General features: G+C 42.8%; 14 protein-coding genes. 5 read left to right on the forward strand and 9 right to left on the reverse strand.

Features of this window, described 5'->3' with window-relative positions; translation table 11 throughout:
- Positions 1–149: 149 nt before the first annotated feature.
- The 3 genes from LCL91_RS21730 to LCL91_RS21740 form a co-directional block, all read right to left on the reverse strand.
- The gene (locus LCL91_RS21730) at positions 150–824 is read right to left on the reverse strand and encodes an MgtC/SapB family protein (RefSeq protein ID WP_224885564.1); all 675 of its coding nucleotides are present in this window, start codon (positions 822–824) and stop codon (positions 150–152) included.
- A gap of 153 nt (positions 825–977) precedes the next feature.
- Positions 978–1,790 (reverse strand): YitT family protein, encoded by an 813-nt coding sequence (locus LCL91_RS21735; RefSeq protein ID WP_224885589.1) that lies wholly within the window; start codon positions 1,788–1,790, stop codon positions 978–980.
- Positions 1,791–2,166: 376 nt separating this feature from the next.
- Positions 2,167–2,502: a hypothetical protein gene (locus LCL91_RS21740; protein ID WP_224885566.1), complete on the reverse strand. Its 336-nt coding sequence runs from the start codon at positions 2,500–2,502 to the stop codon at positions 2,167–2,169.
- Between the two features lie 313 nt (positions 2,503–2,815).
- Between LCL91_RS21740 and asnB the strand changes: the two genes are divergently transcribed.
- Both asnB and LCL91_RS21750 read left to right on the forward strand, forming a co-directional pair.
- On the forward strand, positions 2,816–4,636 hold the full coding sequence (gene asnB, locus LCL91_RS21745) for an asparagine synthase (glutamine-hydrolyzing) (protein WP_224885569.1): 1,821 nt from the start codon (positions 2,816–2,818) through the stop codon (positions 4,634–4,636).
- A gap of 302 nt (positions 4,637–4,938) precedes the next feature.
- A complete protein-coding gene (locus LCL91_RS21750) occupies positions 4,939–6,360 on the forward strand; it encodes a peptide MFS transporter (protein ID WP_224885571.1) in 1,422 nt (473 codons plus the stop codon).
- Positions 6,361–6,507: 147 nt separating this feature from the next.
- On the opposite strand, the gene LCL91_RS21755 is transcribed toward LCL91_RS21750, so the two are convergent.
- Complete coding sequence (locus tag LCL91_RS21755) at positions 6,508–7,242, reverse strand: GntR family transcriptional regulator (RefSeq protein WP_224885573.1); 735 nt, start codon at positions 7,240–7,242, stop codon at positions 6,508–6,510.
- 281 nt (positions 7,243–7,523) lie between these two features.
- Here LCL91_RS21755 and LCL91_RS21760 point away from each other — a divergent pair, with 281 nt between their 5' ends.
- Complete coding sequence (locus tag LCL91_RS21760; RefSeq protein ID WP_224885575.1) at positions 7,524–8,246, forward strand: hypothetical protein; 723 nt, start codon at positions 7,524–7,526, stop codon at positions 8,244–8,246.
- 130 nt (positions 8,247–8,376) lie between these two features.
- On the opposite strand, the gene LCL91_RS21765 is transcribed toward LCL91_RS21760, so the two are convergent.
- The 4 genes from LCL91_RS21765 to LCL91_RS21780 all read right to left on the reverse strand — a co-directional run bounded on the left by LCL91_RS21765 (position 8,377) and on the right by LCL91_RS21780 (position 12,429).
- Positions 8,377–8,907 (reverse strand): chromate transporter, encoded by a 531-nt coding sequence (locus LCL91_RS21765; RefSeq protein WP_224885577.1) that lies wholly within the window; start codon positions 8,905–8,907, stop codon positions 8,377–8,379.
- Positions 8,904–9,485 carry a chromate transporter gene (locus tag LCL91_RS21770; protein WP_224885579.1) on the reverse strand — a complete coding sequence of 194 codons (582 nt, stop codon included), beginning with the start codon at positions 9,483–9,485 and terminating at the stop codon, positions 8,904–8,906. The genes LCL91_RS21765 and LCL91_RS21770 overlap by 4 nt, the downstream gene beginning before the upstream one ends.
- 33 nt (positions 9,486–9,518) lie before the next feature.
- Positions 9,519–11,129: a gamma-glutamyltransferase family protein gene (locus tag LCL91_RS21775; protein WP_224885581.1), complete on the reverse strand. Its 1,611-nt coding sequence runs from the start codon at positions 11,127–11,129 to the stop codon at positions 9,519–9,521.
- Positions 11,130–11,313: 184 nt separating this feature from the next.
- Positions 11,314–12,429 carry an NAD(P)/FAD-dependent oxidoreductase gene (locus tag LCL91_RS21780; protein WP_224885584.1) on the reverse strand — a complete coding sequence of 372 codons (1,116 nt, stop codon included), beginning with the start codon at positions 12,427–12,429 and terminating at the stop codon, positions 11,314–11,316.
- 183 nt (positions 12,430–12,612) lie between these two features.
- Here LCL91_RS21780 and LCL91_RS21785 point away from each other — a divergent pair, with 183 nt between their 5' ends.
- Together LCL91_RS21785 and LCL91_RS21790 are read left to right on the forward strand one after the other, a co-directional pair.
- A complete protein-coding gene (locus tag LCL91_RS21785) occupies positions 12,613–13,263 on the forward strand; it encodes a cyclase family protein (RefSeq protein WP_224885586.1) in 651 nt (216 codons plus the stop codon).
- A gap of 105 nt (positions 13,264–13,368) precedes the next feature.
- Positions 13,369–14,013 (forward strand): DUF1796 family putative cysteine peptidase, encoded by a 645-nt coding sequence (locus LCL91_RS21790; protein WP_224885587.1) that lies wholly within the window; start codon positions 13,369–13,371, stop codon positions 14,011–14,013.
- Positions 14,014–14,076: 63 nt separating this feature from the next.
- Here the strand turns inward: LCL91_RS21790 and LCL91_RS21795 are convergent.
- Positions 14,077–14,166 (reverse strand): IS3 family transposase (locus tag LCL91_RS21795; RefSeq protein ID WP_224881734.1); only part of this gene is annotated, 90 nt, incomplete at its 5' end.

The following is a 14,166-nucleotide window of genomic DNA, read 5'->3' on the forward strand; positions in this document are numbered from 1 at the left end:
CAAAGCGAATCCAACAAAAACTTGGATTCGCTTCACCGTCAGCTTTCTATAAAGACTATAAAAAAGCGAGTTAGAATTTCGGATTTTGCCTGTGTCCATATTTAGGGGGCTTGACCACAGGCACCACTACAACCACTACACCACTACGTCTACCCTTCTACCTCAACAACCATCGCACCATCGAGGTCTCTTAACTGCTGATAAATGCTTGTTGTATGGTTCGCTTCGAAGGTAAGCAAACGAAGGTCCACTTGATGGTCTTTTTCCTTCGTATCGCGCACCCGAACATGCTTGATTTCAAAATCTTTCGCCTGGATCGTTTTCATAAACGCGGTAATGTCTGTCCCTTTTTCAAGCGTGATTTTGGCCCTCATCTCACGTTGTCTTAATTGACTTGGACCGATTTTCTTTATGACCCACGGCAGGATATTCACGCTAAATAGGATTAAACTCGCCCCAACAAATGCTTCAAAATAAAACCCAGCACCCGATGCAATCCCAAGGCCAGACGCTCCCCATATTATGGCCGCTGTTGTTAGTCCTGAAATAGCATCGTTATTTCTTCTCAAAATAACCCCAGCTCCAATAAAACCAATCCCCGAAACAACCTGGGCTGCTAGTCGCATTGGATCGGTTCGGATGTTTGGAGATATTTCAGAGAAAGTTTCCGCAGATTCAATTGAAACAATCGTTAATAAACAGCTGCTAACCGCGATGACCATACACGTCTTTAAACCGAGGGGTTTATGTTTTAATTCTCTTTCAATCCCGATCATCAATCCTAGAAAAGCTGATATACATAGTTTTACAACGACAACCACCATACGACAACCGCCCTCCAACAGATATTTCTATTATTTTACCAGTAATAGGATCTATGAATCAAAAAGAATTGCTACTATTTTGTTTTTTGATCCAAATACGCAAAAAAGAGCCGCTAGAGGGAATTCCGCGACTCTTAATCTATTTTTCTTCCATTAATGAATATCTTTTTTCTTGAAACGACCGCCTCGAACTTCTGCGATATCTGCCATCGCAAGGAACGCGGAATCGTCGTGGTCAGCTACAATATCTTTCAATTTCGCTTCTTCTAGTCGAGTGATCACGCAGAAGATGACTTTTTTGTCATCACCTGAAAAAGCGCCTTCCCCATGCAAATACGTTACGCCTCTGCCTAGACGACTCAAAATCGCATCACCAAGTTCTTTATGGTTGTCACTAATAATCCATACCGACTTCGATTCGTCGAGGCCTTTGATTGTAATATCAATCATTTTATAAGCAACATAGTACGCGAGAAGGGAATACATCGCACGATCAAAGCTGAATACAAACCCTGCGCTGCCGAGAATAAAAAGGTTCGCAAACATGATGATTTCCCCTACGGAAAACGGAAGTTTCTTACTCGCAAGTATCGCAAGTATTTCCGTTCCATCAAGAGAACCACCAAAGCGAATCACAATCCCGACCCCAATTCCGAGAACAACCCCGCCAAATAAAGTGGCTAAAAGGATGTCATCTGTAAAAGCAGGAACGGGATGCAACAAAGCAGTCGAAATCGACAAAATCACAATGCCGTAAAGCGTTGAAAAAGCAAAGGTTTTTCCAATTTGTTTGTAGCCTATATAAATGAATGGAAGGTTTAGAACGAATAAGAAAATTCCCAGACCAATGCCGCTTAAATGGGAGAGCATAATGGATATACCAACAATTCCTCCATCAATAACTTGATTTGGTACAAGAAAAACTTCCAGCCCTACAGCCATAATAATGGCACCTAATGTAATCATGAAGGTTCTTTTCGCTTTTTCTTGAAGCGGTGTCTTTTTATGAATTTTTGTTTCATTTATTAAATCTTCTAACGGCTTACTTTCACTCAAAATAGTGCCTCCTCTATTTTCCATCAATTTGTTCTTATTTAAAATAAGACAAAATGAGATCCACCACATGGTTGCCTGAGAGTTCCAATGAGAGTAGAATCATTCCCCAAAATGGGAGCAGTAAAAGAACACCCCATCCAAAACATTCAAGCCCATTTTTCCACCATGATGTTTTTTCTATCACTATTTTCACCTCAACTATGAGTAAAATTTGATCCAAGCACGAATCAAAATCGTACGAACGTAATCAAGAAAACGACATAGCTGTTGCTAATAATTTTGGCTTTTATAGGAAGGTGATGAGGTAATTAGAGTGGACAGCAAAGACATTCAGAAAGCCTCTAGCATCCGGAAAAACCTCGATTTTCATCAAATTTTTCTGAGGATAGATAAGATGCGGCTGTAAATCATGCTCACTCGTAAATGGAACAAAAGTGCCAAACATCTTCTGCTTCTGAAGAGACACTGAGGAAGGATAAGAAATCATTTTTGCATCTGGAAGATAAGCGAATTCAGAGATTGTCGGTTTATCAGCCGAATGATAATCATATTGATTTAACTCCTGTGCTGGATAAATAAACACAAGAAAACCGAACAAAACCACTAACAGTAAATATCTCATCGTATTCTCCCCTTCCCCACCATACTTATCCACATCTTATTAATTTTATCACTGTATGAAAATAATTGTCCACAAGGAGGTAAAGACATTACAGCCCAATCGACAAAACCTGCGTTTATTCGGGTGGTGACAGGCACTAACTTTTCCCACATTTTCCTAAAAACCAAGACTATTAAGCTACGGTTTTTCCAACTAAGGAAATTAAATCCATTTTTACAGTCTCTTTCACATGTTGACCCTCCTTGAATAAGAGGAATACGATTGGAAAGTGCTTTTGAAATTTAGGCAAACTATCCAGAAAGAAGGAATTGTTATGTGTGGCATTACAGGTTGGATTAATTGGTCTGGTGACCTTTCAATTGAGCAGAACACGCTAAAGAAAATGGCAGATTCGATCGCTCATCGGGGGCCGGATGAAGAAGGATTCTGGCTTTCAGAGCAGGCAGCGCTTGCTCATCGACGTTTGATCGTCATAGATCCGCGTGGTGGAAAGCAGCCGATGACGTCATCAGATCAACAACTTGTTCTTACGTATAACGGGGAACTCTATAACTATCGAGAATTAAAGCAGGACCTACAGCAAAAAGGACATTCTTTCACCTCAAATTCAGATACAGAAGTTGTCCTGCACGCTTATATGGAATGGCAAGAAGAATGCCTGAAGCATTTTAACGGCATTTTCGCATTTGCGATCTGGGATCAACATGAGCAAAAGCTTTTCCTTGGCCGTGACCACCTCGGTGTCAAACCTCTCTTCTATTCTAAACAAGACGATTCGCTTTTCTACGGATCTGAAATCAAAGCGATCCTCGCGCACCCTTCCGTACAACCAAAAGTTGATCGTAAAGGCCTTGCCGAAATCTTCGGAATGGGTCCAATGAGAACGCCGGGACAGGCAGTTTTCAAAGAAATTGATGAAGTTCGTCCCGGTCATTACGTGATCGCAACCGCAGATTCACTCGAAGAACATCGCTACTGGAAGCTTGAATCAAAACCTCATACGGATGATGTGGATGCTACAACTGAAACGATCCGCTCCCTCTTAAAAGACACCGTTCAACGTCAGCTCATTTCTGACATGCCCGTGGTGTCTATGCTTTCTGGCGGCCTCGATTCTAGCGGGCTCACTAGCCTTGCAGCCGAGGAGTTCAAACACTCAAAGAAAACGCTTGGCACTTACTCCATTGATTTCGATCAAAACGAGGATCATTTCCAAAAGGATTTCCTACGACACGATATGGACGAACCGTGGGTTAAGCGCGTTTCTGAACACGTTGGTACAAACCATCATTCTGTCACCTTTGGAGCTAATCAACTACTGTCAAACCTTCTCGAACCAATGAGAGGACGAGATCTGCCCGGCGTTGGTGAAATCGAAACGTCACTCTATCTTCTTTTTACTGAAATGAAAAAGGATGCAACCGTCGCACTATCCGGCGAGTCTGCTGATGAAGTATTTTCAGGCTACCCTTGGTTCCATCAAGAAAAATACCTTGATGCCGAGGTCTATCCATGGCTTGTGAATCTGAAGGGGATCTCATCCGTACTTTCTGAAGAAATGAAAAACAAGATTCAACCTGAGCTATACCAGAAAGAGCGTTTCGCAGAAGCTTATGAAGAAATTCCGTTTTTAGAAGGAGAAAGCCAGTTTGAAGCGAAGCAGCGACAAATGTCTTACTTTTTTATCACGCGCTTCCTTCCATTTATGCTCGATCGAAAAGACCGCGCGAGTATGAAAACGGGCTTTGAAGTTCGCGTGCCATTCTGTGATTATCGCATTGTGGAATACTTATGGAATGTCCCAATTGAGTATAAAAACGTGGATAACATCGAGAAAGGCATTCTACGTCGGGCTCTAAAAGGAACGCTGCCAGACGATGTTCTTTATCGAAAGAAAAGCGCGTATCCAAGTGACAAAGATCCCGTGTACTTAAAAGGTGTGCAAAAGTGGATGCTCGACATTCTCGATAATCCAAATTCTCCAATTCTTTCTCTCATTGATACTGAAAAAGTTCGAGCGATCGCATCAAATCATGCAGAAGGATTGAATACCGATCAAGCTAAAGGACTGCTTGACTACTTAATTCAAGTAAATGCGTGGCTAGATGAATATGATATTGAGCTTGTCAGCTAAATACTTTTACCAGGAGAGCGACTAGGTCGTTCTCCTTATTTTTATTAATCTAATTGTAATCGTTAGAATGGTTTGTCTATTCCTTCTCTTACTTTTCCTCTCGCCGACACTGTCCTCCAATTAACGTTTTGTAAGCATTTATTATGATAAAACCTTTTAAATTCGGTATGAATCTTTTAATACCTTCCTGTAATATTTACAAATTTACAAACATTTTAAAAAGGTGCACTTTTTCTATTACGCTTTAAATTGACAAATAATTTGCTAAAATGGGGAAGTTATAAAAAATTGGAGGTTTGATTATGGATACCACCATAGACGAAAAGCCGACGAAAAAAGGGAAGTTAAAACACCCACCCGGCTTGTATCTTTTGTTTATCACAGAATTATGGGAGCGGTACAGTTACTATGGCATGCGTTCCATCTTAGTTTTATATTTAACCGCTGAATTAATCAGCGGCGGACTAGGAATGGATCAAGGGAAAGCCCTTCAACTGTATGGTATGTACACTGGACTGGTCTATTTAACACCATTAATTGGTGGTTATCTAACCGACAAATACATCGGGTTACGAACCGCTATTACCATTGGCGGTATTACAATGGCCATCGGTGATTTTACACTGTTTGCTGTCCAAGAACAATGGGGTCTTTACACAGGTCTATTATTACTTATTCTCGGTAATGGATTTTTCAAACCGAACATCTCCACTCTTGTTGGAGAGCTATACAGTAAGAACGATGTACGAAAAGATTCTGCCTTTACCATTTTCTACATGGGAATTAACTTGGGTGGATTAATCTCACCACTGATCGCTGGTGTTTTGTATGCTAACGTCTTTTATTCTAATACCGGCGGAGTCGAGACATTTGGATTTAAATATGCCTTTCTTGCTTCGTCAATCGGTATGATCATCGGACAGGTTACATTTAATACACTTTCTAAGAAATTCCTTGGTGATATTGGTCGAACGCCTTCAAGTCAACGTGTATCGCCAACGCCTAAAGGAAAAGCTCAACCACTCACGAAAATAGAGAAAAAACGTACCGCTGTTATATTCATCCTTGCCCTGTTTACAATTGTGTTCTGGACTGGCTTTGAACAAGCTGGTGCCTCTTTTACCCTCTATACACGTGACTTTATAGACAGAACAATATTTGGATATGAAGTACCAGTTTCTTTCTTCCAATCCTTAAATCCATTATTTATTTTGCTACTAGCGCCATTCGTTTCAGCTTTATGGATTAAATTGTCCAAATCGAAACGTGGAGACTTTTCAGTGCCAACGAAAATGGCATTTGGATTAATCCTATTAGGATTCGGATTTATGGTAATGGTACCTGCTGTAATGATGACAGGCAGTGATGCACAGGATACAGCTGTTAAAGCAAGTATGATGTTTATGATTGTCACTTACTTACTTAACACCCTTGGGGAACTAGCACTATCACCAATTGGACTTTCAGCTGTAAGTAAAATCTCACCAGTTAAAATTGCTTCTCTCTTAATGGGAATGTGGTTCCTAAGTAACGCAGTTGCCAACTACCTTGCTGGTCAAATTGCTGCACTTACTACATCCGCAGGCTATTTAGAAATTTTCTTCTTTCTCGGATTAGCTGCACTTGTATTCGGTGCTGTGCTCTTACTTCTTTCTAAAAAGATTCAGAAGCTAATGCATTTAGAGGAGCTTGAGGAAGACGAAGCCGCACTCCAAAGTAAATAAAACAATACAAAAGCGGTTCCCGCATACATAGGGAACCGCTTTTTCCATTTATATAAACCTTTTTAATTAGAGAGATGTGAACATTCCTTTTCCATGCACGAGTAAGAGTCATAACGAAGATAGATGATAAAGCACTCTAACCTCACTCTACCGCTCAAGCTCAATATTATAATGATACTGATCGCTACGATACTTCGTTTTCGTATACTCGATCGGATGATCATTCATGCCAAGACTAAGACGCGTCATCTCAAGGAGGGCTTCTCCTGGGCGAATGCCAAGCGCATCTGCTTCATTAATTGTCGCGTTAATCGCTGTAATTCGTTCATTCGCTTTTTTAAGATAAAATTGATGCTGCTCAAGTACTTCATAATACATCGCTTGATTGAGATCATATTTCATTAAAATCTCACCAATTTCTTTTGGCCAGCACGTGCGCTCAAGGGCAATCGGCACCTCATCTGCGAAGCGAATTCGCTCGACAAGTAAGATGGGTTCCCCTTCCGTAACCTTCAGCATATCGTTCTCATGATAAAGATCCTCACGAAACTCCGCTCGCAGCACCTTCGAATGCGGCGTTTGTCCACGCTCGAGCACTTCTTCTGCAAAGCCCTTTAGCTTCCCAAGGTTTCCGATCAAGTTCTGAGGTTTAACAACCGTTCCTCGTCCCTGCTTTTTCTCTAACAAACCATTCTGCACAAGAATCGAGATCGCCTGTCTGATTGTCGTTCGACTCACATCAAACTCTTTAATTAAATCCTGCTCAGTTGGAATAAGCGTATTCGGTTTCCAGGCCCCGGTTTGAATTCGTTTGATTAAAACATCTTTTATTTGAAGGTACAGCGCTTCCCCTTTATTATGGTTCAGTTTATCTGATGACATATAAGCCTCTCCTCTTGAGCCGCCAGCTGTTTGGCGTTTGGCTCAGTTCATACTCTTATTATAGCGAAAAAGAAGCAAGCTTTAAAAGGATAGTAACATTCTTAATAGCCAGGGAATTCTTTTGATGCAACACCTAGTTACTCTCTACACCTGAGAGCCATTCGACAAATAAGGACAAACATCGGGCAGTGCCTGTCACCGCTCGAATTTCACATAAACGTCCTATTCTCACAATATACATAAGATGGTAGAGTACTAACACAGGTTCGGAGGAATGTGTGATGAAAAAAGGCTTAGTCCTCACCCTTTGGATTGTAGGGGCAATCGCAACAATTCTTGTTAGCGTCTTAATCGGCGTGTTGATTGGTAATGCAGACCTTGAAGAAAACTACACCGAAGATTTGAAGAAAATCAAAGCAGAAATCACTTCTGCTGAGAAGGAAGCAAAAAACGAAGGAGAAAAGCTTTTATCCATTCAAGAAGAAATCAGTGCGGTAAAAGAACAACTTGAGACTGAAGCTGAAAAGTTGGTAGAAGCGGAAGCGAAAGCTGAGGAAGTAAAGAAATTGATTGATGAGAAAGAGAGTGTTTCAGCTGACATTGATAAGCTAAAAAAGGAACGTGAGAGCACGAAAAAAGAAATGAGCAAACTGAAAGATGACGTAAAAGCGAAAAAAGATGAGGTTAGCAAACTCGATGATACGATCAAAGCGAAGAAAAAGGAAATTGATCAGCTTGAAGATACAATCGTAAAGAAGAACGAAGAACCAATTAAACTCACGGCCGGCCAATACATCGTTGGTAGCGATATTCCGGAAGGGCGGTACCAGGTAACAAACATTGGGGAAGGCACAAACTTCTTCGTCTATGATCCAAGCGGACTACCAACAGTAAATACGATACTAGGCGACAGTATTGTAGGTACCGGTGATTTCGTTTTCTTCACCTCTGATGGGGATATGATTGAAACATTGGGACCGGTGAAGTTGATTCCGGTGGAATAACCTACACAAACGAAAGACCCGGCTGCTATGAGCGGGTCTTTCGTTTTCGACATTATGTGAGCTAATCCGGGTGGTGACAGGCACTTGCGAACTTGCGAGCGCAAACTCACGAAACTCGCAGACCTACTCTCTACCCCAAAAACACCGCCCCATAAGCCAGTGCCCCAACAATCACAAACGCAGGATGCACCTTCATCTTCTCCATCAGCACAAAACTAACCACAATCAGAAAGATTGTTTGAACGAGCCCTGCTCCTTCATACGAACTAGCAAAGAACTGAAACGCCATCACGCCAAGCAGGATCGCAATCGTTGGGCGAATGAGAGCCGTCATTTTCTTCACTTTCGGTGAGTTTTTAAATCGATTCAATAGGCTCAAGAGCACGATCATCAGCACGAGCGAAGGCGCCACTGTTGCAAACACACCAACAAACGCCCCAAGAACGCCACCTTGCTGAAATCCGATGTATCCGGCCATTTTCGTCGCGATAGGCCCGGGTAGCGCATTTGCCATCGCGAGCATTTCGCTAAATTCGTTCACGCTCATCCAGCCAAACCGACCGACCACTTCATTTTCGACAAGTGGAATGGAAGCAGGTCCTCCTCCGTAACCAACAATTCCAGGTATGAAAAACGCAACAAAGATATCCCAGTAAATCATGAGGACGGCTCCTTTCTCACCTGATCATCATCGGACTTTCCAGCACTATGAGTCGGCTTAAGCAACGCATAAAGCAACAAACACCCAATAACAATACCAGGATGAACACCTGCGATTTCAATAAATAAAAAGGAAGCAACGGTCAACACGATCGTCAAAACCCAACCCAAATTCCCCTGAGCTTTTCTGAAAAAATCATACGTTAACACGGCTAGCATTACCCCAACCACAGGAACAACTGCCTGGGTCATCCCCTGTACCCATGCTTTTTCACGAAATGTGGAAAGAAACGTTAGTAAGAAAATCATAATCGCGATCGTCGGCACAATCGTTGCCAGCACAGCATTCAGCATCCCCGTAATTCCTGCCACTCGATGGCCAATATACCCAGCCATTTTCGTCGCAATTGGTCCTGGAAGTGAATTCCCCAATGCCAAAACATCTGCAAATTCATCATCGTTCATCCATTTGTATTTCTCGACAACTTCTTTATGTACTAACGGGATAGAAGAAGGCCCTCCTCCGTATCCAAGCATTCCCACTCTAAAAAAAGCGAGAAAAAGATGCCACTGTTGCATGTTCCACCACCTTTTGAAATCCTACGCCACTTCTTAATAAGCGGCGATCGTTCCGTCTGTTCTTGATTCTGTCCCCCCGAAAAAAGTGCCTGACTGCTGATCGCGCCAAATAATTTGTCCACGGCCGAACGCCCCTTTTTCCAGTTGAACTTCAATCTCATGTCCCTTTCGACTAAGCGCCTCAGCAAGATAAGGAGGGAACGTCGATTCAACCCACACTCGCTTCCCATCAACCCACTGCCACCTCGGCGCATCAAGTGCCGATTGCGGATTTAATTGAAAATCAATCATATTCGTAATGACCTGTAGATGTCCCTGGGGCTGCATAAAGCCTCCCATTACACCAAATGGCCCAACCGCGTTACCGTCTTTACTAAGAAAACCAGGAATGATCGTATGATACGTTCGCTTTCCGCCTTTTAGCGCATTATCATGATCAGGATCCATTGAAAAATTATGCCCTCGATTTTGAAGCGCAATACCGGTGCCAGGCACCACAAGTCCTGAACCAAAGCCCATATAATTACTTTGTATAAACGATACCATGTTCCCTTCAATATCAGCCGTCGCTAAATAAACGGTGCCCCCTTTAGGAGGTTGTCCTGGTGAAGGCACGAGCGATTCATCACCAATTAACTGCCGGCGACTTTCCCCATAGGTAGGCGAGAGGAGATCCCGAACAGCAACTGACATTTCCTGCTCATCAGTAATGTACTTCTGTCCATCCGAGAAAGCAAGCTTCATTGCTTCAATTTGCTTATGATAGGTATCAACAGAATCTTTATGGTCAAAGTGAAATCCATTTAATATATTCAATGCAGATAACGCAATGAGCCCCTGCCCATTCGGTGGGATCTCCCAAACGTCATACCCGCGATACTGTACCGAAATCGGATCAACCCACTCAGGCTTAAAAGCCGAAAGATCTTCCTTCGTCAAATACCCATTATACCTTTTTGAAAAAGCATCAATCTGATCGGCGATTTCTCCTTGATAAAAAGCTGCAGCATCGGTTTCCGCGATTTTTCGTAACGTTTTCGCGTGTCCTTTCGACTTCCAAACCTCACCCACTTCAGGCGCACGACCGCCTGGCGCAAACGTTTCAAACCAGTGCTGAAACTCCTCACCCTTTAACTCTTTTTCAAACTTTATGTAAGCATCTTTCCAAAATTTACTCAAAATCGGAGAAACCGGGAATCCCTCCTCCGCATAATGAATCGCAGGCGCCAGCGCTTCTTTTAACGAAAGCTTTCCAAATCGCTTCGACAATTCCGCCCAAGATGCAGGAATACCAGGAACTGTAACAGGAATCCAACCGTATTTCGGAATTTCATTATACCCACGTTCATTGACTGAATCAATGGAGATCGACTTCGGTGATGGTCCACTTCCATTCAAGCCGTGCAATTCACCTTTCGTCCAAACAAGTGCAAACGCATCTCCGCCAATCCCGTTTGAAGTCGGCTCGACAACAGTAAGCACTGCCGCCGTGGCGATCGCCGCGTCGATTGCATTCCCTCCATTTTTCAAAAGATCTAGCCCTGCCTGTGCCGCTAACGGCTGGGATGTTGCCACCATTCCTTGGTTCGCTACCGTTGTCATCCGTTGAGAAGCATAGGGATAATGTAAGTAATCCGTCGTCATGGACATAAAACTCCTTTTAATTTATGTAGTGTTGATGAAATAAAGTGAACCTAAAACGCCATAAAAAGAAACCTTTTACACCTCAGAGATTTTCCCATTATATAGGAAGCCTTCTTGAATGAAAAGGTTTTCTTTATAATATTTTTATTTTTCGAACATTTGTTAAAAACTTATCTCAATTGACTTACCTAAACGCACTCCCAGGATCATACTCCCCAAGATCAAGCTCATTCCGCTCTCCAATCACCAACCGCGCAAGCTCAGCTCCAAGAAAAGGCCCACTCGTTAAGCCTGAAGCCCCAAGTCCATTTGCCACAAAAAGGCCTTTCACGCGAGGAACCGCACCAGCAATAGGGACATTACCAGGTGTAAATGGCCTAAAACCTACCTTTGTTTGGACATACGTACTATCCGAAAATCCTGGCGCAACTTTTAGAGCTCGGTCAATAATATGGTGAACGCCACCCATCGTCACGCGCAGATCAAAACCAGCCTGATCTTCCTGCGTTGCACCAACGACAATTCGACCGTTTTCAAATGGAAGGAAATATTGAACGAAAGGCGGCATCACAATTGGCCATTTTCCGGTGTCTGTGTCAGGTAGATCGAGATGAACAATTTGCGCTTTTTGAGGTGAAACGAGGAACTTCATCCCTAATGGCTGAAGTAATTCTCGCGCCCAGGCGCCTCCGGTCACAATCACTTCATTCGCATAAAAACGTTCATGATTCACGGCGACGCCACTCACGTTTGAACCATTCCATAATAAAGAGGCATCGCCACGAATCACCTTCGCACCGTGCTTTTCCGCTCCTCGAATGAGCGCATTTCGTAACGCGTCTCCATTCACACGCGCTGCGCCGCTCACATGAACCGCTGCATAATGATCGGACAGCGGAGGAAACAGCGCATTCGTTTCCGCAGCAGAAAGTCGCGAAACCTCACCCATCTCTGGTGTATCCTTCCTCCGCTCCATCGCAAGCGCAAGCTTTCGCTCAAGCTTCGTTTCACCAGAGTAAATGTTAATCGCGCCAACGCGCGAGTAGCCCGTCTCCGTCTCTCCGTCCTTTTTCAGCGCTTCAATTAACTCAGGATAATACCGAGCCCCCGCTTCCACGAGTCGATAAAAAGCCCCTCCCCGTCGATTCGTAAGCCATGGACACACAATCCCAGCCGCCGCTTCTGTCGCCTGACCCGCGTCGTTCCGATCGACAAGCAACACATCCGCTCCTTGCTTCGCGAGATGGTAAGCTGTCGACGCTCCTAAAATACCTGATCCGATTACAATCATTGAATTCATATCTTACACCTTTTCGTCGTTTGTCTGATTAGGTATTTTACAGGAATATGAGGGGAGACTCAATCATGGTCTAACTTGTGGTCGAAGAAAGTTCATGACAAACTGAAGAAAAGGAAAGACTGTAGAAGACTACGGCTATTCTCACCTTTAATCAAACGTTTGTTTAAGAAGGAGGAGTTCCATATGAATTTCAAAAAAATCATTGATCTTTCGATTCCAGTTCACAATGAAACGCCTGTTTTCCCAGGTGATCCAAAACCAAATATCTATCCAGTAGCGGAGCACGATAAAGACGGATATCAAGTAACCCAAATGAATATTGGTACACATACGGGCACCCACCTTGATGCTCCCTTCCACTTCCAGAAAGAAGGCGATCCCATCGATCAATTAAGCTTAACTAAAGTGATGGGACCTGGGCATGTGATTGATGTAACAGGCAAACAACCAGGTGAACAAATCACATTAAATGATGTAGCGCATCAAATGGATCGCATCGTTGCAGGAACAATCGCCATTTTTCATACAGGCTGGTCACAATATATAGGAACTCAGACTTATTTTAACTACCCTTACCTATCCGTCGACATTATTAATACACTGCTAGAAAAAGGCGTCACCACTTTCTTTATTGATGCACTTAATGTTGATAAACCGGGTGCTTCTACGTTTCCAGTTCATGAAGCCATTACATCGAAGAACGGTATTATCGGTGAGAATTTATGTAACCTTGACCAGATCGATTTCGAAAACCCGCTTATTATTGCACTGCCGCTAAAGCTTGAAGGATTGGATGGATCTCCGGTTAGAGCGGTTGCCGTGGAGGTGGTATAGGGGAAAAACTTCTTCACCACTCATTTCTTTTTTAGTCAATGATCCAAGCAATCTCCTTCAATAAAGCATCTACTAATAGAAATACCGTTTAAAGGAGTTGCTTTATTGAAACTAGATGAGATCAAAAAACCTTATGATTTAATTGTGAGTCTCGGTAGTTCGTGTTCTCCAGCAGCGCACCTTAGAAGAAATCACTTACGGAAATTTTCAATGCCGTTTGATTGGATTGTTACCCCAAATCTACCTGACGTTGGACGAGTCATACAAAATCAATTCCAGAACTTTATGTTACTCGAAAACTTACGTTTACAAGATGGACAAGCAAACTTTCTTGATGACACCGAATCCATTCAAACTTCAAAAGCCTATTTCGTTCAAGATATACAAAATAATATGCTTTCCGTTCATGATTTCCCTGTTCATTCAGATCTGTCCGTTACGTATCCAGCCTATCGACAAAAGCTTGATCGAAGGATTGAACGTTTTCTTTTACATTTACAACATTCTTCATCCGTTCTTTTCATCAGATGGGCAGGGACTGCTGAACAAGCCATCGAACTACAGCAAATCTTAAGGACATGTACAAGCGGATCTTCTGACCTTCTCCTGCTTAGCCCAGTTGATAACCTTAAGATAATGAAAGATACAAAATGCGCAGTGGATGAGGTCTGTATTGTAAACGTTCCAAACCAACCAGAAGACGCTGCCCTATGGGATATAATCTTAAAAGGCATCTCGTTAAACCCATAAATTTCTTAAAGATGCTATCAGAAAAGAGCCCTCGGGTGGGTAACCCCAAAAGTTAGAGTTTTGTTATGCAGCTAATTGGATGGACTGAGTTCGGTATTCAACTGGACTTAGTCCATCCAATTTTTCTTTTGACCGTTCATGATTGTACCAGTG

Origin of the sequence: Guptibacillus hwajinpoensis (genome assembly GCF_020171785.1) — a bacterium.
Classification (GTDB): domain Bacteria; phylum Bacillota; class Bacilli; order Bacillales; family Guptibacillaceae; genus Guptibacillus; species Guptibacillus sedimenti.